The organism is Segatella copri (genome assembly GCF_019249765.2).
GTDB lineage: Bacteria > Bacteroidota > Bacteroidia > Bacteroidales > Bacteroidaceae > Prevotella > Prevotella copri_K.
Map to the genome: position 1 here is coordinate 1,305,177 of NZ_CP152484.1, position 18,513 is coordinate 1,323,689.

General features: G+C 40.1%; 22 protein-coding genes and 1 pseudogene. 12 read left to right on the plus strand and 11 right to left on the minus strand.

Translation table 11 applies throughout. The features are described from left to right. Positions 1 to 54: 54 nt before the first annotated feature. Positions 55 to 1,125, plus strand: coding sequence for a DUF6371 domain-containing protein (locus KUA46_RS05885; RefSeq protein WP_218487954.1), 1,071 nt, complete (start codon positions 55 to 57; stop codon positions 1,123 to 1,125). Between the two features lie 294 nt (positions 1,126 to 1,419). On the opposite strand, the gene KUA46_RS05890 is transcribed toward KUA46_RS05885, so the two are convergent. The 3 genes from KUA46_RS05890 to KUA46_RS05900 all read right to left on the minus strand — a co-directional run bounded on the left by KUA46_RS05890 (position 1,420) and on the right by KUA46_RS05900 (position 4,802). Next, on the minus strand, positions 1,420 to 2,496 hold the full coding sequence (locus KUA46_RS05890) for a hypothetical protein (protein ID WP_434725811.1): 1,077 nt from the start codon (positions 2,494 to 2,496) through the stop codon (positions 1,420 to 1,422). Between the two features lie 259 nt (positions 2,497 to 2,755). Continuing rightward, on the minus strand, positions 2,756 to 4,195 hold the full coding sequence (locus tag KUA46_RS05895) for an IS4 family transposase (RefSeq protein ID WP_420377707.1): 1,440 nt from the start codon (positions 4,193 to 4,195) through the stop codon (positions 2,756 to 2,758). Between the two features lie 118 nt (positions 4,196 to 4,313). Then, positions 4,314 to 4,802: a hypothetical protein gene (locus KUA46_RS05900; RefSeq protein ID WP_218487951.1), complete on the minus strand. Its 489-nt coding sequence runs from the start codon at positions 4,800 to 4,802 to the stop codon at positions 4,314 to 4,316. A 242-nt stretch (positions 4,803 to 5,044) separates the two neighbouring features. Between KUA46_RS05900 and KUA46_RS05905 the strand changes: the two genes are divergently transcribed. Further along, on the plus strand, positions 5,045 to 5,212 hold the full coding sequence (locus KUA46_RS05905) for a copper resistance protein NlpE N-terminal domain-containing protein (protein ID WP_420377708.1): 168 nt from the start codon (positions 5,045 to 5,047) through the stop codon (positions 5,210 to 5,212). A 239-nt stretch (positions 5,213 to 5,451) separates the two neighbouring features. Here the strand turns inward: KUA46_RS05905 and KUA46_RS05910 are convergent, their stop codons facing one another. The 5 genes and pseudogenes from KUA46_RS05910 to KUA46_RS05930 all read right to left on the minus strand — a co-directional run. Then, positions 5,452 to 6,657 carry an IS256 family transposase gene (locus KUA46_RS05910; protein WP_118142106.1) on the minus strand — a complete coding sequence of 402 codons (1,206 nt, stop codon included), beginning with the start codon at positions 6,655 to 6,657 and terminating at the stop codon, positions 5,452 to 5,454. 144 nt (positions 6,658 to 6,801) lie between these two features. Continuing rightward, positions 6,802 to 6,957, minus strand: a complete 156-nt coding sequence (locus KUA46_RS05915; RefSeq protein ID WP_218487089.1) for a hypothetical protein — start codon at positions 6,955 to 6,957, stop codon at positions 6,802 to 6,804. 7 nt (positions 6,958 to 6,964) lie between these two features. Continuing rightward, positions 6,965 to 7,474 carry a hypothetical protein gene (locus KUA46_RS05920; RefSeq protein WP_218487090.1) on the minus strand — a complete coding sequence of 170 codons (510 nt, stop codon included), beginning with the start codon at positions 7,472 to 7,474 and terminating at the stop codon, positions 6,965 to 6,967. A 71-nt stretch (positions 7,475 to 7,545) separates the two neighbouring features. Then, positions 7,546 to 8,112 carry a hypothetical protein gene (locus KUA46_RS05925; RefSeq protein ID WP_218487091.1) on the minus strand — a complete coding sequence of 189 codons (567 nt, stop codon included), beginning with the start codon at positions 8,110 to 8,112 and terminating at the stop codon, positions 7,546 to 7,548. Between the two features lie 531 nt (positions 8,113 to 8,643). Beyond that, positions 8,644 to 8,896, minus strand: a pseudogene (locus tag KUA46_RS05930) (helix-turn-helix domain-containing protein); the annotation flags it as partial. A 109-nt stretch (positions 8,897 to 9,005) separates the two neighbouring features. On the opposite strand from KUA46_RS05930, the gene KUA46_RS05935 reads away from it, so the two are divergent. The 3 genes from KUA46_RS05935 to KUA46_RS05945 all read left to right on the plus strand — a co-directional run bounded on the left by KUA46_RS05935 (position 9,006) and on the right by KUA46_RS05945 (position 11,798). After that, positions 9,006 to 9,281, plus strand: coding sequence for a hypothetical protein (locus KUA46_RS05935; protein WP_218487092.1), 276 nt, complete (start codon positions 9,006 to 9,008; stop codon positions 9,279 to 9,281). A gap of 1,661 nt (positions 9,282 to 10,942) precedes the next feature. Further along, positions 10,943 to 11,617 carry a DNA-binding protein gene (locus tag KUA46_RS05940; RefSeq protein ID WP_218487093.1) on the plus strand — a complete coding sequence of 225 codons (675 nt, stop codon included), beginning with the start codon at positions 10,943 to 10,945 and terminating at the stop codon, positions 11,615 to 11,617. A 91-nt stretch (positions 11,618 to 11,708) separates the two neighbouring features. Next, positions 11,709 to 11,798 (plus strand): smalltalk protein, encoded by a 90-nt coding sequence (locus KUA46_RS05945; RefSeq protein ID WP_153082247.1) that lies wholly within the window; start codon positions 11,709 to 11,711, stop codon positions 11,796 to 11,798. Positions 11,799 to 12,192: 394 nt separating this feature from the next. On the opposite strand, the gene KUA46_RS05950 is transcribed toward KUA46_RS05945, so the two are convergent. From KUA46_RS05950 to KUA46_RS05960, 3 genes are read right to left on the minus strand one after another with little or no spacing between them, the layout of a single operon-like run. Then, on the minus strand, positions 12,193 to 12,966 hold the full coding sequence (locus KUA46_RS05950; protein WP_218487094.1) for a metallophosphoesterase: 774 nt from the start codon (positions 12,964 to 12,966) through the stop codon (positions 12,193 to 12,195). A 2-nt stretch (positions 12,967 to 12,968) separates the two neighbouring features. Further along, positions 12,969 to 13,745, minus strand: coding sequence for a hypothetical protein (locus KUA46_RS05955; protein ID WP_218487095.1), 777 nt, complete (start codon positions 13,743 to 13,745; stop codon positions 12,969 to 12,971). After that, positions 13,739 to 14,710, minus strand: a complete 972-nt coding sequence (locus tag KUA46_RS05960) for a hypothetical protein (protein WP_218487096.1) — start codon at positions 14,708 to 14,710, stop codon at positions 13,739 to 13,741. Before KUA46_RS05960 ends, KUA46_RS05955 begins: the two co-directional genes overlap by 7 nt. Before the next feature lie 362 nt (positions 14,711 to 15,072). Between KUA46_RS05960 and KUA46_RS05965 the strand changes: the two genes are divergently transcribed. The 7 genes from KUA46_RS05965 to KUA46_RS05995 all read left to right on the plus strand — a co-directional run bounded on the left by KUA46_RS05965 (position 15,073) and on the right by KUA46_RS05995 (position 18,425). Continuing rightward, positions 15,073 to 15,873 (plus strand): YqiA/YcfP family alpha/beta fold hydrolase, encoded by an 801-nt coding sequence (locus tag KUA46_RS05965; RefSeq protein WP_153086547.1) that lies wholly within the window; start codon positions 15,073 to 15,075, stop codon positions 15,871 to 15,873. A gap of 2 nt (positions 15,874 to 15,875) precedes the next feature. After that, positions 15,876 to 16,175, plus strand: coding sequence for a thioredoxin (trxA, locus tag KUA46_RS05970; RefSeq protein ID WP_022121765.1), 300 nt, complete (start codon positions 15,876 to 15,878; stop codon positions 16,173 to 16,175). A 24-nt stretch (positions 16,176 to 16,199) separates the two neighbouring features. Then, the gene (locus tag KUA46_RS05975; RefSeq protein WP_117695838.1) at positions 16,200 to 16,382 is read left to right on the plus strand and encodes a YccF domain-containing protein; all 183 of its coding nucleotides are present in this window, start codon (positions 16,200 to 16,202) and stop codon (positions 16,380 to 16,382) included. A gap of 32 nt (positions 16,383 to 16,414) precedes the next feature. Next, positions 16,415 to 16,654 carry a hypothetical protein gene (locus tag KUA46_RS05980; RefSeq protein ID WP_119237594.1) on the plus strand — a complete coding sequence of 80 codons (240 nt, stop codon included), beginning with the start codon at positions 16,415 to 16,417 and terminating at the stop codon, positions 16,652 to 16,654. Further along, a complete protein-coding gene (locus tag KUA46_RS05985) occupies positions 16,655 to 17,395 on the plus strand; it encodes a YczE/YyaS/YitT family protein (protein WP_218487098.1) in 741 nt (246 codons plus the stop codon). 42 nt (positions 17,396 to 17,437) lie between these two features. After that, complete coding sequence (locus tag KUA46_RS05990) at positions 17,438 to 18,106, plus strand: AlkZ-related protein (RefSeq protein WP_217326214.1); 669 nt, start codon at positions 17,438 to 17,440, stop codon at positions 18,104 to 18,106. A gap of 178 nt (positions 18,107 to 18,284) precedes the next feature. Further along, a complete protein-coding gene (locus KUA46_RS05995; protein WP_228114938.1) occupies positions 18,285 to 18,425 on the plus strand; it encodes a hypothetical protein in 141 nt (46 codons plus the stop codon). The last annotated feature ends 88 nt before the right edge of the window (positions 18,426 to 18,513 follow it).

An 18,513-nucleotide genomic window follows, 5' to 3' on the forward strand; every position in this document is an offset into this window, starting at 1 on the left:
TTAATACCAAAAGCGACAAAACCGACAGAACCGCCACATAAAAAAAGAAATGAAATGAGTACACATAGATTCATATTAGAGCCATACAAAGGCATCACTACCCGACATACATGTCCAGAATGTCATAAGAAACGTAGCTTCGCCCGATATATTGACACAGAAGGGAAGATTGAGTTTCCTCCTTACGTAGGGCGCTGCAACCATGAGCAAAGTTGTGGTTATCACTTCACTCCCAAGGATTTTTTTGAGAAAAATCCCGAAAAGAATGAGACATTCACAAAGGATGATACTATTTCATATAAGAAGAGAGAAATGCCGAAGCCATTACCCACTTCTTATATAGACGAGAACATCATGCGAAGTTCTCAGAAATGTTATGAGGCGAACAACCTTTTCTTGTTTCTATCTTCTCAATTCGGTGAAACAGCTACTCTTTCTTTGATGGAGAAATATCATGTCGGAACTTCCAAACACTGGACTGGTGCCACGGTATTTTGGCAAGTTGACAATCAAGGCAAGGTGAGAACTGGTAAGGTAATGCTCTATTATCCCGAGACTGGTAAGCGAGTAAAAGAACCATACAACCATATTTCATGGGTACACTCGCTTATCCCCCACAAGGATTTCAATCTCTGTCAATGCTTCTTTGGCGAACATCTTATCAATAAAGACAAGACCAAGCCTATAGCATTGGTTGAAAGTGAGAAGACAGCCTTGATAGCCTCCTACTATCTTCCTCAATTCTTATGGATAGCAAGTGGTGGTAAGAATGGTTGCTTTAACACGAAGTCGTTATCTGTTCTGAAAAACAGAGATGTGGTCTTATTCCCTGATTTGGGAGCGACAACAGTTTGGCAAGACAAGCTGCCAATGATGCAAGTTCTCGGCATCCGTGCAACGCTTTTCGACTTTTTAGAGCATCAAGCCTGCGAAGAAGATAAAGCTAAAGGCTTGGACATTGCTGATTATTTGCTCAAAATCAAGCCTGCAGAAGCAAAACTTCAAGCCCTCATCAAACAGAATCCTGCCATTCGGAAGTTGATAGATGTCTTCAAACTCGAAATTGTTGACGAGCCTCAACCACGTTTCCGCACTCCTAAAAGGCAACGTGGTTTCAGACTCTGAGATGATTTGAAAAATCGAGGTATCTGACGATAGCAAGTTATGTTTTGAGTTACTCAAAACCTTTCGAGTTACTCTCGAAAGCACTTGCCTATCGGTAGATACCTCTCCAAAGTCGAGTATCTGAATCAACCTATCGGTAAGCAGAGAATTGCATATATGATGACTTACTGTCGTATAGATTCATTGATTTACTGTCGTATATATATGCATGTCATATGATAAAACGTTTTACATGGAATGAGTAGAAAAAGCCAATTTTTTCTTTCTACTATATATGTCATCGATTAATGATTCCTATTCTTGCGACAACTCCCAAGGCATACACCTACTATATGAAGATAAAGGCATTTGCTTGCCATCATACTCTTGTACGATTTGTTTGCGAAATAAAAGTCCAGAGTCATGTTCTTCCCACTTTATGCCCGTCACATAAGCCTTACCTTCTATCATTTTGATACCTATTGTATAATAAATCTTGTACCCATTACCATCACCATATGAAAGAATGAAGTCACTGCGTTCTACAAAATCCGTAGTTTTGTCTTTCCATGGTTTAACCAGCATTTCATATGGTAACCACCCACCAGTAGGCTCTCCATTGCCTATCACATTATCATAAACCTCCTGTTTATTTTTATACTCAACAAGCAAGAGACGATCAGAGCAAATCGGAGGTATAGGAGCATCTTTCCAACTATCAAAATTAGGAGACAAAATTGCCACCCTAAAATCTTTAGCGAGCTTTAAGCTATCAACTACATCATAATTGGTTGAGATAGCAACTCCATGCCATTTATTAAATTCATCAATACATTGAGGACTATCCTTTATCCATAATGTGTCATTACAAAATACCATGGGAAGTTTGCGTTTGCCAATGGCAGAGATTTTCATTTTTCCACCCTGTTTGGTAAGTGTATATGGTCTTTGAATATGTAGGGAATCTGTTTGCAGATGCACTATATAAACATTCTTGTCATATTTCATCTTTTCCACATACAAAGAACCAAATACACTATCATTAAGGGTATCTATATCGCACCCATATATATCAAAATTCATCCTATTAACGTCAGCAACAATATCATCACAGCAGAAGTTTTTGAGGAATGATACAAAATCGTCTTGCAAAGCTTGACAGTAGGCTTTGCCTTTAGAATCATCGACATTAACTCTTTGAGCATAATAGTCATTACAGCCAACATAAAACTTCCTAAAAAATTCCGCTATGCTGTCATTCTCAGAGGTTTCTGTGCATTGGACTTTTTGATTGCAACCACAAAGGGGCAAAATGACCACCAATAATAAAATTATCTTTTTTACCATATTTTCCACCAAATAATGATTATACACAAATAAATTTCGTGCCATTAAAAGGCACATAAAGTCAAAAACAGATATAGAATCTTTACTAATTGTCCTTACGACTGTCAATCCGCAGGGACAACTTCAGTTTTCAAATCCTTGACAATAGGTATGCCATAAAGACCTTTACACAAAGTTACATTCACGGTATCACCCTGGTCACATGTTTTATAAATATCAGAATCATCCAATCTAAAGTATTCTTTATTATCTAAAAATATTAGACTCACATTAAACTTTCTGAAGTTTCGCAAGTGAATAAATATCAACTTGCTTGTTTATAAATATGCATATTACGTAGCGTATGGGCAACAGGATTACTTTCGATGAAATCTGCCAGCAACTCTGTAGCATCTATAGAGTAACGCTCTGCTGCTTCCAGAACGAAGTCCAAAATGATAGCCCATATCTTGTCCGTTACGGACAACTCGAGAGTGTCATTGGTAACCTCTGTAAAGAGGCCGCCGATGGTTTCATACGCTTCAAATCTCTTCACTGTACACAAGATGTTATACTGCATCATTGTCAAAGTGAAGCTAGCAATTTGAGCGGCAAAATGTACAGACTGGCATTTGCCAAAGTTCAGCAAGGTCTTACAATCCTTGTATGCAACTTCGGTAGCCCATCGTCTGGCATAAATACGATACGCTTCAAGGAAGCTAAGAGAAAGGTCTGTGGTCAACAACCCATTCCAGTTTCCCTTGCGTCCTCGTTTGCAAAAGAACAAACGGACTGGCACACCATCCAACTTGACGTCCATTGTACAATAGGTACAGCGAAGCATTTTGTTGTATTTGCATGCCTTTTCCTTTTGCAGGTGCTTGATGATTTGCTTGGCATTCATCTTACCATGCTTCGTTGCATAGTTGGTTTTGCCCAGTTTAATCATGCCCAACAGGTGACACTTGATATGTCTGCTGGAAATGAAACGCACGAGCTTAGTGTTTGTAAACCAGCTATCTACGAGCAAGTAATCAAAGCGAACACCTCGCTTGATGGCATACTTGACCATATCTATGGCCTTGTCTGTCTTCTTCATCAGATATTCATCCACACGCTCTTTTACCGTTTGCCCTTCGTGGTCCTCGGTATAGCGAGCTTTGCGTTGCTTAGCAGTAAGTCCCTGAACCTTTTGCTTGTCCTTTCCCTCCTCAACATGAAGAGAGAAATCGAGAAAGAGCTGGCTAACGCCATCGGACAACATCATGGTCAGGCACTTATAACCAAGGATGCTCTTTTGATGAACATGAGACCAGATTCTTCCTATGAGTTCGGTCGTCATACCAGTCTTAGGTGCATCAGTATCATCAATAATCAAACAAACTGGCTTGTCATGATGAACAGTTGTGCTGCTTGATATCTTCTTTATCAGCTGAAGATTCATTGCATATAGTAACTTGCGCCACTTGACGTTGCCATCATTCATAAAACGATAGAACATGTCTTTATCACAATTGAACAATTTACTCAAGGACGAGTTTGAGTATCGACTCGCATTCTTGACTACGAAGAACGGGAAGAGCATGAGGAGGTTGAGTACCTGCAAGGTAGTGAACTTGCAGTTCTCTTTCTTCTCTACTCCAATCTGGCTGGAGCGTATATTTATATGTTCCATCACACCCATAATGCACTTAATTGCACGATTATCGTCATTTTTTGCGAAAAAGCTTCGCAGATCTGAAATAATTTTTGTATCTTTGCTCACGGCTTTGAAGTTTTATCTTTATTGTTTAGCGATTATAAAGATACTCATTTTCTGTGAGTTATACAAACTTCAGAGCCTTTTTTATTCCAAAATTACGTTAAATCACGCTTGTGAATTTTCACTTGCGAAACTTTAGCTTTGAAAACCAATGTCTATAACCATGGTTTGTTATATGTTTCTTCCCCATAACATACGCTTCTCTATGATAGGATTCCGAATTAGCAAACCAATAGTTAGTTGATTGAACCAGCATAATCAGCAATCCAGTAATAAAAATACCGACACAGCACCCGAAAAATATAGCAAATGGAACTTCTTTTCCCTTAGCTCCAACAACGAACAACAATACATAAATAGCTATGGCAGGTATGATTCCCCACACCCAAAATGGAAATTCAAGGATTGTATGTGCAGAAATGTAACTGTAATAAAGACCAATCCTCATTACAATAAAGATAAAAGCAATATTTGTTACCCACCTCATAATCTTATTCTTTCTCATGCGTTTAACAAAGCACACAAGTTTCTTGAACCATTCTTTTTTTATGAACGGTTCAAGAAATTTTAGACATTCAATCTTGCTACTTTGTTTTGTTGATACTTTCATACGTCTTTATTTTATGTTTTATCTAAAGAACGATAGACATTTGATTTTATTGCATAGAATTGCAGCATTACCTCAAAATACAGATCTATCAATGGTTTTATACGTATTACGCTATATTTAAATAATCATAGAAAACTTGGCGACATGCATATATTTCAATTAAAATCGAATGATATGCTTTATAAAATAGAGTTAGCTTGGATTCCATAGCTGAAACTTATAACGGTGTGTTACCGCCGAATGTGGAAACAACTCTCACGTTAAATGCTGATGGTTCCTACTTGTTGATACGGACATTCAAAGAAAAGCAGAACGAACAGGAAAGGTTAAAAGGTTCTTTCCAAGTGCTTGACGGCAACATATTGATGCTTGTGCATCCTTTGAGTGGTGACATTTTTTCCATAAGGTGATTGATACAAACTACATTATTCTTATAGACTCGTTTAGCAATGAAACTAAAAAAGAGGATGGAAAGAACTATATTCTGAATAAGAAAGTATGGAGAGTGTAAATAAACTGTGTTGGACTATAATTGTTATAGCTTGACACGGGGGTGTAAATTAAACTGTGTCAAGGCTTGTTCTTAACTTTCATTCCCACTCCCTGCTGGGGGCATGCCCCCAGCAGGGAAGTCTTTTCGGCTGCAAAGTTACATAATTTTAAATCTATCTCCAAATTTTATTGCCAATTGTTGAGAAAGTTGTCCCCAATTTGCCAGTGGCATAGTCCATTTCTTACGGATGTTGCGGTAAGCTAAGTATACAAGCTTCTCCAAAGAATTATCCGTAGGAAAGACCCCTTTAGTCTTTGTGACCTTTCTTACCTGTCTGTGATACCCCTCAACCGTATTGGTCGTATAAATGAGTTTACGGATGGCTGGAGTATATTGGAAATACTCTGTCAGACGTTCCCAATTGTCACGCCATGACTTGATGACAATTGGGTACATCTCTCCCCACTTAGACTCTAACAGGTCTAAATTAGCAGCAGCGGAGTCTTTGTTTACTGCACCATATACTGTTCTTAAATCCTTGATAAACTCCTTTTGATGCTTACTGCCAACATACTTGATAGAATTGCGTATCTGATGGACAATACAGAGCTGCACAGAACTCTCAGGAAATACGCTTTGGATGGCATCTGGGAAGCCTTTGAGACCATCAATACAACAAATCAAGATGTCTCGAACACCACGGTTCTGAAGATCCGTAAGAACTTCTAGCCAGAAGTTAGCTCCTTCACTCTTAGACACATACATACCTAACAGTTCTTTTTGGCCTTCCTTGTTGATACCAAGAATGTTGTAAATGGCTCGTGTGACAGCTCTGCCATTCTCATCCTTTACCTTATAATGGATAGCATCAAGCCAGCAAATGGCATATACAGGATCGAGCATGCGAGACTTCCAGGCGGTGATTTCGGGTAATACACGGTCTGTTATAGAGCTGATAGTATCGGCTGATAGAGTTGTGTTGAACTCACGCTCAAAGTAGCTGCTGATGTCACGTGTGCTGGTGCCCATGGCGTACATCTCAATAATCTGGTCTGCCATGCCATTGGCAAGAATAGTCTCACGCTTCTTTACGGTCTCAGGTTGGAAAGTTCCGTCTCGGTCACGAGGAGTCTCTATAGTGACCTCACCATATTTTGTTTGAACCTTCTTACTCATCTTACCATTACGACGGTTGCCGGAAGAGCGTTCCTCTTCACTTAAATGAGCATCCATCTCACCTTCGAGAGCTGAGTTGAGAATACGCTCTAACAATGGAGCTAATGCTCCGTCCTTGCCAAATAAGGCTTCACCACTACGCAACTGCTGAGCTGCTTTCTTGTAATCAATTTCTAAGTTGTCCATAATATAAAAACTGTGTTAAACTACTTTTATTGTAGCTTGACACAGTTTAATTTACACTCTCGCTTGACACTGTTTTACACTCTCTTCCATTTAGACATTTCTAATATGATGAAATGCTCTATTTGGGCGACTTTTCTCCACTATTTATATCGGTTGAGGATATATTTTGCAAATATGACCTACAATATACTCTATCGGAGTAAAAAGCTCAATATCATTATTCTCAACTAAATCTTCTATTGAAGATTTTACAAATTCCCAAAGCCTGGATGCCTCATATTCTTCATGTGGATGTTTCATTCTTTAATTATTTCATTTTCTGTTTCAATGATGATATTGACCTATCAAATAAGGCGACATTTAATTTCGACACATTATAATAGCCTACACTTATATCTTTCAATAGAATATCCTTCCACATTAATTGATTTTCTTGAATTCCCTTCAATTTAATAGTATCTGGTTTTATAGGAATTTTGTTCTTTGTAAGAAGCTCGTTAATTTCTTTAATTAGTTTCGAGTTTTGAAAACGAAGATTATATATACTATCCCCTAAAAGACTTATATTTCGTTCATTTTTACAATAAAAGAAACCACTTAAATAGATACATGAAGAATCTTGATATCTAAACAAATATTCGATTTCTTCTGTTGTATAGTTGATTGACAACATGTATCCTTCAGGTACACAGAGTTCGAAAGTTTTATTATTTAATTGTAACTTGACTTTTTTGAGTTTCTCCTTAGGCAAATTATAATTTGCAATTGCAGAAAATGTTACTAATAACAAAAATAATAATGTAAACTTTATTTTCATCTGTTCTATATTTTTGATAACAACATGTTCGTACGATGAAATATGTAAGCAATTTTATCGTACGAATTATTTTACTTTTTATACCAATATAGCGAAATTGGAATATTTTTGTCTGCTAAAATAGAAGGACCATCGCCCCCTACATAATTACCTGACGGGGCTTTTGTTGTTATATAATAAGTTCTTAAAGGTCGATTTAGTTGACCACGCGAAATATTCTCACTATATACAGCCTGCCATTCACTACGTTCCAAACCGTTGTGTGAACGATTATCTTTGATGATTTTCTTTAACTCCTTTTCTATATTTTTTTTACATCTATATATTTTTCTTTTGTCATCTTTTATATAATCATCACATATGAAAAAAGTCTGATGATAATTTGTACCTTTTATAGTTAATACTAATCTTGGAGGCAATTTGATTATATCACAGAGAGTTGCATTCTGTAAGAGTTCATACAGTTCTTGAATTGAAACATTATTATTAATAATGTATTCATTATCATTAAAATAATTTTTCACTAATATTTGCTTACAAACTTTTTTGTTTATAAGATTAGGATGTATGCTATTTTTACTACAATTCCATAGGCAAAACAACCCACAAAAACAAAATATTTTTAATAACTTATTCATGAAGATAGTGTATTTTAAATTATAAAACTCATCCAGCAAGATAGTAGAACCTTTTACTTGTGGAAATTCGCTTAGGTGTAATTAATTGAAGTTTCGCAAGTGAAAATTCAATAACCTTATAATCAACAAAAAAGCCATCAGTCTCACTACCAGCATACTGGATGCGGCGTGGGTCTGAACCGTAAGAGTCGAAATATCTATTCATTCTACCTCCGTTTTAAAGTGTTCTATTTTTGATCAAATAACAAAGGACGTTTACTGGCGATGCGCCTTAATACTATATATCTCCATCTTGGAGAAGCCAAACCGCTTTTTGCCTAAGTCCTTAATGGATGCACCTATGTGATATACACAGTTCGCTGCTCTCCTTTTTTTCTATTTTATCTGTCATATTTATATTCATTTTTCCAATATCACAAATTGTGACTTTGAACATTACCATATTTAACAGCATTCAAAGGTAGTGCTTTTAGCCTATAAGCCACTATTGCACAAACCCCTTTCTTTGAAAAGAACGTAAAATCAATAGTATTATTGCGGTGATTGCACTTTTATTAATCGCTTAACTCGTTGCACCGTACTCACGCCCCTTCCACTTAACTTCGCCACATCCCGAATGGAATACCCCTTGCGGAGCAAACTAATAACTTCCCTATATTCGGCTTTCATCTGTTCTGCCGTTTTTACAGAGCCTACATTGCGTCCGAGTTTTCCACCTTCTCTCTATATACCGCTTCCTTCCTGACTGCAATCGGAATGAGATATTATCACGTTCCAATTGCGCACAGGTTGAAAGCGTGGCTATCATTATCGGAGCAAAGAGGGACGGATGTCCTTCATCGTCCAATAATATAAGCTGTTCCTTTTGAATGTAGAGGTTAATGCCACAGTCAATGAGTTGCAGACAATGTGCCGTTAAATTTGATTTTGGTTTTGCAGCAAGAGTCAGAATATGGAAAGATACAGGAGAACCATTGGATGTAATATTCGGTAATGGTATGGGAAGAAATTTTCTCTTTAAAACCTTTGTAGAGCAAACCAATCACTCACCAAATGACTATGAGAAAGTGGCTTCTGACTCTCTTGTTAAAGTACCATTGCAAACTATACATGAACCAGAGGTTATTTGGAACGACAATAGTGACAAACAAGATGAACGGCTACGATAATAAGCCTGTATTGATGAAATAACACAAGGAATAAAATAATATTTTTTAAGATAATAGTTTGCTCTAATCCAATATAAATCTGTATCTTTGCAACCAGATAAGCGTTCTGTAACACAAGAAACGGAAGAGGCTGAGAAACAATGCATTGCATTTGTTTCCAGAATCTTACAAAAAAGGCTAAAAAGGAGCGGTACAACTTCATCGCTAACAGGCTGAGAATAAGCATATTACATTTGTTGTTCATTTTCTCTGCACTTGTAAAAAGGGTAGTTGTACCGTTTAAAAGATAAAAGCTTAACTATCAGCAACATCCACATGTTGCATCGGGAAATAAGTATAAATAGGGAACGCAGCGCGTTCCCTATCTGTTAGCCCCACTCCTTCTTCACATCAAAGCAGGGCAAGCTTTGTTGGCAAATTCATTATGACCATGAATCGTGGCTAATGGATATTCCTCCATCAGCTGCTCAATGAGGGCATGAATTAAAGGGCAAAATCGGCTATTCATGGGCTAAAAAACGGGTTTATGTAATCAGAAAACTCTAATTTTTCCGTTTTTCATCGCTGAAAACAGGTATTGGGAGAATGCATAAAAAGCGAGCGCTATGATTTAAAAAGTAAATATATATTCCATTCGTAACCCAACATACAGACTTCACTTTACACACGAAATATACATACAAAATAGCTATATAACAATAGATTACCCATTTCCATCTCAGCATTGTTGTTATGTAGTTTCTAGCTTTCCGAACTATTGATACGTCAATAATTTGTCAATTACTAGCAAAGATAATAAAAAGCAGGCAAACCAAAGAATTTTATCACGTTATTTAACGGAAAAATGCAAAATATGGAGGTTAGGAAGATGTTTTACCCCCTCTCCAAAGGATGAAAAATGCCCCTCCTCAGACATAAATCTGTCTCAGACTTGACGTATTTTTGACAAATTCGAGGGGTAAATAAGGGGTAGAATGAGGTAAACAGAGGAGATAAAGCAATGCAAGAACTCATTTCCGGCACTAGAGAATGTAGATTATACTTATACATAAAAACATTAATAGCAACTTTAATATACAGGTATAAATGTGTAATAAACAACTAATTACGATACGTTACCTTATTTACTGCAAGTCTTTAAAACAGAAATATTCTATCCGGTCATTAAGGTCAAGGTCATTAAGGTCATTAAGGTTTCGGGGGAAAAACATTTTCCTATAGTATATATATAAATAATATTTATATATACTATAGCTCAAAATGACCGATTCCCATTTTCTTAATGACCTTAATGACCTTGACCTTAATGACCGCTTTTTCACGTTTCTTCGGCTACCTTCAATGCGTATTTTCCTGTTTTGCTATGTTTCTGCAATAAAGTTCTGATAGAAAACGATAGAAAGTATTATCTATCAGCTACTTACGTCATTTTCTGCATAGAAAGTTAGGGTAAAAGCTTGTATTCTGCCCGAAAATGTTGTATCTTTGCACCGGCAATCGAAAGAACAGCCTTTTGTGCCTTGCTCGGGTCTTCTATTAAGACCAACACGGGTCATAAATGATGGCAGGCGCCGGTCATCAATGAAGACCCCGAAAACGGCAGGAACGGGGCGTTCTGGGGAGTTGCAAAACAAAGGACTCTAAACATACTACAAACGACTATGATTAATTACAGCATCGTAATGCGTAGCGTGAACGCAAATCTTCTGGAAATCAACCAGGCTAAGTCACGCATCAACCAGGCAAAGAAGGAGGGTACTACCCCTGACCCAAAGGACCTGGAACTCGTGAAGACTGAGAAGCAGAACGCTTTCGCTATCTCACAGTACACTGACATCATGACCATCGAGAAGTTTGCCAAGCACATCACCTCTCATGGAAGTGTTTATTCGAGAGCCGACATCAGCGCCATCCTCTACATCGCCGTAGACTGCATGCGTGAGATGTTGCTTGAGGGCAAGAAAATCCGTCTGGGCGACCTCGGCGATTTCTCTCTCCTTCTCACCTCAAAGGGTGCCGAGGATGCCGACAAGTTCACCTCGCAGAACATCACCGGTGTGAAGGTTCAGTGGGAGCCTGGTCAGGAGTTCAAGAACCTTCGCGATGACGCCGAGTTCAACCTCGTAGCCAGCCGCAGCGCTCAGGCAGCCGTTATCAAGGCGATTAAGGAGGGTAAGACCAACGTTGACCTCAACGCGCCAACTACTCCGGATAATACGCCAGACGGTCCTACCCCAGGTGGTTCAAACACCGGTCAGACCGGCAGCGACGGCCAAGGCTCTGAATCAACCGGCGGTACTACCGGCAAGGACGATACTGGCGACGGCCTTGAATAGCCCAAGGATAGACTGGCTAGGGTGCTAGCCCCTAGCCCAGCCTATCCGCCCACAAAAAATTCAACATTCAACATTCAACATTCAAAAAAAAATGAAAACTTGGAAAACAATTCTGCAGATAGCCATCAGCATTCTGACCGCTATCGCTACTACGCTCGGAGTAACGAGCTGCATGGGATAAAGAACATGGAGTCTACCTTATTATAATAAGGAGACTCAACCATAAAAATAGACCGCTCACCTCTGAGTAAAAATCATGAGGAGAGCGGCCGTTTTCGTTCTACCGAGAATTCCGGTCATGAAGGGTCAAAGTCATTAAGGGTCATTTTCATTTTCAATCCCCCCAAAGGGTCCGGTCATTAAGGTCACGGTCATTTTCGGTCATTAAGGATTTTTTGGGGGGCAAAATGCGAATACACTGGTAACTAACAGAATGCCATTCGACACGTATAACTTAAGTGCCAAATTACGAATTTCCAAGGGTGTCATGAAGGGGCAGTGTCTTTTTATGAGCTTAAGCCAATAGCGTCCGCAGTACGGACGCTATTGCTTCTCTATATAATGTAGAGCCTCAACTAAAGCATTAAATTAATACATTTCTTTGAATCAAAAGACTCAGATTCTCCATGATTCACATACCCAAGCTGATTCGAAACACATTGAGTATTTCCTATTATCCTGTCTATGTTACGATGAGAATGACCATAAATCCAATAGTCTATTCGGCTATAAGCAATGAAGTTCCCCAGCTCTGCTGTGAAAGCACCGTTTATCGGACTTCCCTTAAAATCCGGAGACACCAGTTGAAATGATGGAACATGATGCGTTGCCACAACAATATGCTTTGCCTGGCTTTCACTAACAGCCTTTTCGATGAAAGCACGGCACTTAGCATGCTCTTGATTAAACCGTTCACTATTTATCACAACGCCACAATCCTTAATACGGTAGAAATCATTTACTCTGCGCTCGGTTGAAAAAGCATCCTGCGGCTCTATATATCCCCATAGTGTAGAAACGATAAGGTCTGTATCATCCGAAAGATGTATTACAGCATTATAATAGCATCTGATATTGTGCCGAATTTCCATGCACCATCCATCATGGAGTTGCCCCAAGTCATAACCCAAATAAAACTCATGATTACCTGGTATTACTATTACTTGCTTGAAATTCTCTGAAGCCCAATCCCAGAATGGATGCTTGACAAAGCCTTCATCACCTAAATAGCCAGTATCTCCAGCCAACACCAGGATGTCAGCAACAGGCTGAAGAGGATAAGTCTCCAAATACAGGGTATTCTCCATGAATTCCAAATGCAAATCTGAAGCATATTGTATCTTAACCATAACTACAACATTGATTCCTTAAGTTGTTCTATAATCTGCAGGCTTGTCACATTGCCAAGTCCTGCAGACTTGATGAAATCGGCATTAGGCAAATCCTGCATGATAGCATCACAAAAGTCACTAACATCAGTTTTTAATGTGTCGGGCAATTCATATCTACTTGCTGGAGTAAGCATTGCTGCAAGACGAAAGACATCTTTCTTATGCTTTGCAATATGCTTGCTATCAACACTTTCACCTTTAGCTTTTCTTTGACTTAAATCCAAGAAAGCCTTGCTTTTCAAACAGATAAGACTCTCGATATTGGCGATATGCACGCCATCTTCCTGCAAGCTATGTTCTATCGTGAAACGATAATAGTCTTCATCCATGAGTATTGCCGATAAACTTGAAAGGTCTTCATCCACTGGAATCGGTGTGATACGAGCCTCCTCTGGGAAATTCATCAAGCCAAGACTACGTGAGAAGAGTTCAACCTGATATGGGAAAGCAGAATTAGCAGGCTTCATGAAGCGGAAATATTCATGTTTGGGCTCAACATTCTCATTAACACCCTTGTTTCGCTGCTCATAATTGCCTTTTTTTACAAACTCCCAGAATTTAGCAACAAACTCAGCCGACAAAGCTTCAACCACTAAGATAATGTCAATATCCTTAGTAGCACGAGGTACCTGAGCATACAAATCCTCATGAATTTCGCATGCCGTGCCACCTATTATAACATAATTGTCCTCAAAACCTTTGAAGAACTCCTTGAAAGTATCTATTCCTCTTACCATGACATTTCATTTATTAATCGTTCTAACTCTATTTGTATTCGCTCATCTTCATTGTCTTTCAATGACAGATAAAGCGAAAGCTTATCAACCACTCCTTCAGTACTTAATATTTTTGGGTTATACTTCCATACTTGAATTTCATTTTCTCCGAACTGCTTGTCGGTTACGATGGCCAGAGTTTTCAGCTCTTTCTTTGTAACAGTCCAACACTGCCATGATTCTTCATTAAGCATCGTGTAGAAAGCCAGCGCATTCACCCCACTTATCTGTTGTCCTTCAAGTACTGCATCCGTATAATAAAGCTGCTCAATCGGAGAAACCAACATTGGCAATGCTTTATTCCAAAGTTCCCTATTGCTTATATCAATTTGCACCGTCTTGGTCTTTGTTCCTTCCAACTTAATCAGATCTTTGGAGACAAGCCAGCGCAATGATTTGTTTGCGGTCGCATAAGAAACGCCAAACTTATCGCTCAGTCCATAACCTGTTGCCCCAACAATGGATTCAATCTGCAAATGATAAAGCAACAAACATTGGGCAAAGGGAGGAATAGTTTCTTTCAAATCCAAGCCAACCTTTCTGTCTGGTTTGATGTCAAGCAAAAGAGATGGCAGGAACATTTGCCTGTTGGGGATAACAAAGTTAACTTTTTGTGCCACCAATCTAACCTTATTATAAGATGAAATGCATGGAGTGATTAAAACGACGACGAGCTGTGTCTGTCGACCTATAATATCCAATAGTTTCTTCAACTGGGCAGGTGGCACAGAGTCACCATCCTTTAGGTAAGCCATCAAAATGTGCTGCCCCCAAATACATCCTTTATAAAAAGAGAACCTGGAAGAAACATTCATAGGGATTCCTTCCAGCAAATCTTTATCTGCTGGTTCCAAAGCTACTTTTTCGCCCAACATGTTGCCGAAATATGCAGCAGTTTCAGCTATATAATATTTAATATTGCACATAATAACACCACTAATATTACGTGCAAATATAATGATTATATTCTGAATATCAAAACTTTCTATAGAATAAATAAGATTTTTTAAGATAATTATAGGGGAGTTTACTCATCACGAGCAAACTCCCCTTGGTGTATATGTGTACATATATTCATGAATCCGGTCATTAAGGATTTCTGATTATCAAAATATCCCTCTATCTTATAAAATAAGGTTAAATCAAGTTCGCCCTGCCAACAAAATCCATCCATAAAATCACTTTTCTGAATATTTTTTGTATTTTTGCAGATATATTGCCTAATATGGGAGTTGAGCATGGCTTATCTCCCTAAATTACAGGCGCATCATTATCAAATGATTAGAGCATGAAGAAGATATTATTCCTACACGGATTCTTCGCCACGGGCAGCTGTCCGATGGCGAGAGCCTTGAAAGAGGCGTTTGAGGGGACGGCGGTGGTGCTGACTCCCGACCTCCCATTGCACCCCAAGGAGGCACTGAAGGAGATTCGCTCCATCATCGACCGCGAACAGCCCGACTTGCTTCTGGGCAACAGCTGCGGCTCTTTCCTCGCCCAGATGCTGGCTCCGGTGGTGGGCATTCCTGCCCTGCTCGGCAATCCGTATTTCATGATGACGGAGTTTCTGAAGGAGCGAATCGGCGAGCATGAATACAAAGCACCGAGAAGGGACGGAAATCAACGGCTTGTGATTGACGAGGCGCTGATTGAGGAGTTTGCGGAGCTGGAAGCCGTGCAGTTTGACCATTGCAACCCCTATTATAAGGATCGTGTGTGGGGACTTTTTGGTGAGCAGGACACCCTGGCTCACTTCTCCCCTCTTTTCCTGCAGCATTACAACCAAGCCTTCCATTTCCCTGGCGGTCATACGCCTACTGAACAGGAGGTAAAGACCTGGTACGCTCCCCTTGCCCAGAAAATGCTGATGGAGTTTTCGGCAAAGGAAGAAAGATATTTCCAGCACTTTAAGGGCGGCAAATACAAGTTCATCCATTCTGCCTTCGACTCCGAGACTCAGGAGCGCATGGTGGTTTATCAGGCTCTCTATGGAGACCAAGCCTATTGGGTAAGACCGGAAAACATGTTCTTCGGGAAAGTTACGAGGGACGGCAGAACTTTTAATCGTTTCACAGAAATAGATAAATAATTATGGAGACATTTAATAATGTAATAAACAGTGGCCAGCTTGTTCTGGTCGATTTCTTTGCTACCTGGTGCCAACCTTGCAAGGCGATGCACCCCATTCTGGAACAGGTGAAGAGTGTGTTGGGCGACCGTATCCGAATCATCAAGGTGGATGTGGACAAGTACGGCGTAACAGCAAGCCAATACCGCATCCAATCCGTGCCTACGCTGATGCTCTTCCGCAACGGAGAAGTATTGTGGCGCACAAGCGGTGTGGTAGATAAAGCCGAACTGCTGGCTACGCTTGATCCATTCTTGATATAATCAAAAATATAAAAGAATAATCTTATGCGCATAATAGGAAACTTACTTTGGTGGCTCTTCGGAGGTCTCGAAGCTGCCATCGGTTATTTCACCGGAAGTCTGGCTCTTGCATGTACCATCATCGGCATTCCTTGGGGAAAACAGCATTTCAAGATGGCCGCGCTTTCGCTCGCACCATTCGGCAAGGATGTGGAGTTGGGATTTTAAAGTGATAAGAAGAAGTTGAAGGAAATATGGCAATAACTATTGATACAACAAACCTCTGCTCGCATCTTCAAAAGAAGTTGTTTGAACCTGAGGGAGTATATTATCCTATCTGGCAAGCCATGCAGAACGATGAGGAGTTGACTGCCGCGGTTCGCTCACGACAGCTTCATATTTATCGTAATGGTAAAAAGATTCTCGTTCTCGCTGGCAAGGCTCAGCCTAAGATTATCAGAGAGGACAATTTGAATGAATTGATTAAGAAAATAATATAGATGATTAAGAAAGAAGAAGTTATATCTTTTGTATGGCAGCATATTCTGCTGCTCGCTTCGCTGTATGTAATGACTTTCGGAGTCGCAGCATGTGTGCGAAGTCAGTTAGGTTCAAGCGTTATTTCCACCATCCCTTACGTGATGGCTTCGGCAGGAAAGATGCTTGATTACATCCCAGGATGGACTATCGGCGGCTACACCATCATGATGAATGCGATCTTCGTGGTGCTGCAGATTCTGATTCTGAGAAGAAACTTCGAGTGGGTGCAACTCTTCCAGCTCGCTATCGGCTTTATCTTCGGAATGTTCATAGACCTCAATATGGTGCTTACACAGTGGATGGTTTCAGAATATATCCTGGTCAATGCCCTTGTGCAGATTGCCGGTTGCACCATCCTCGGTTTCGGAATTGCCATGGAGGTGAAGTGCGGCTCAGTAACCATGCCTGGCGAGGGCATTTCCATCGCCATTCACAAGGTTACCGGCTGGCCTTTCCCTAAAGCCAAGATTCGGGTGGACATCACGCTCGTGGTCTTGGCCGTCTTGTTCTGTTTCCTGCTTCTCGGTTCATGGAAATGGGAGATCGTGGGCATCGGAACGCTCTTCGCCATGGTCTATGTAGGTGTTACAGTTCGCCTATTCAACAAACATCTTGCATGGTTCGACCGCCTGCTCCACTATCGTCCAGGTTGCCGAAGATATGTTTACGGACTGGCACGATACATAAGAAGACAGATGTAACGTCAAGATTATTTAAGTTCAACGGATAAAAAATAAATGAATATGAATTTTCCGGAAATATATTCAGCAACAGGCATGATGGAGCTGATTCAGAAGATCGGCTTTCTCCCTCTCCTTGATAGCGGCATTGAAGGCTTCTCTGCCGAAGACATTGTGGCGGAAGACTGCGGTTATGTAACATTTCCTGAAGGCGGTTGGGACTGGCCGCTTTGGAAATGGAAGGGCGAGATTGTGCAGGAAATGCCGTGTATGTACGGAAAGTTCTTTAACAAGAAGGCTGGATTCATCAGCCAGGAATGGTGGCCGGACTTCTGTAACTACAGAAGAAGCAAGTTTCCTCGCCCGAATGAAGAATCGATAGAAGGAGCCATTCTCTGCACGCTTCAATCTACCGGCAGTCTCATCACAAGAGAACTTCGGGCAGCCTGCGGTTTCACCGGCAAGGGAATGAGAAGCAAGTTTGACGGTTATCTCACCCGACTGGAAATGGCGACTTACATCGTGACCGAGGATTTCATCTACCCTCGTGACAAGCACAATCACGAATATGGCTGGGGATGGTCGCTGCTCAATACTCCCGAAGATCTCTATGGCAGGGAGGTTTGCCAATGCAATCGCACTCCCCAGGAATCTTATCAGAGGATTTTCGAGCATCTGAAAGAAATCCTGCCTGATGCTTCGGATAAACAGATCATTAAATTAATTGGATAAAAATGAGAAAGGAATCAAGAGCAATGGATAGTGAGTGGGCTTTGGAAGTAATGCACAAGGCTCCGTATATAACGGTCAGTTTTATTGACGAAGACGGCAAACCTTACGGCTTACCCCTGTCACTCGCATCAGATGATGATGTGAATTGGTATTTTCATGGTGCTTCCTTCCTCAACACATGGATGCTTTCGACGAGAGCATCGCCCGTTCCTTGTCACGCACGGCTGTAGTTCGCATCACACTTACTGAGCCACCAACCGGCAAGCGCAAGCAGTATGATAAAGAAGGCGTGGAGATGAAATATGGAAGAATGGAATAAATCTCCGATAATGGTAAAATCTTCCGGAAACCAGGTATAAGTTTTTTTGGAGAATGTGCGTATCTTTGCACCCAAGAAATTTAAAAGG